The sequence below is a fragment of the Aquirufa avitistagni genome (assembly GCF_042715545.1).
GTDB classification, from domain to species: domain Bacteria; phylum Bacteroidota; class Bacteroidia; order Cytophagales; family Spirosomataceae; genus Aquirufa; species Aquirufa avitistagni.
The window spans coordinates 1-284 of record NZ_JBBKXZ010000010.1 but is presented as its reverse complement, the minus strand read 5'-3'; the positions used below and the strand labels follow the sequence as shown (position 1 = coordinate 284).

General features: G+C 48.9%; 1 protein-coding gene. It reads left to right on the top strand.

Annotated elements, in window-relative coordinates; translation table 11 throughout:
* The coding region (locus U0R10_RS11370; RefSeq protein WP_377984095.1) for a hypothetical protein at nt 1-284 on the top strand (284 nt) is incomplete at both ends.

Sequence of the window (284 nt, the reverse complement as noted above, 5' to 3'; positions counted from 1 at the left end):
TTTATCGACGAGTTACGTTAGTTATGTGGGGTATGATTTGACTGTGAATGCGGGAGGTAGTGTACGCATAGGAGGGGTATTGGATGTGGGGAGTTGGGATAATAATAGCATCAGGAATCCTGGCCGCCCGGGCAATGTGCGTATGGTAGTGGGTGGAGATTTGGTATTGAGTGGCAGTGGTCAGGTATTGAGTAAGGGCTGGCGTAATGTGGTTGTTTCTAGTGATTATAATGGTGGAGTTGGCGGCTCACAGAGTTATGTGGTGAGTGGGGGGATTGAGATGG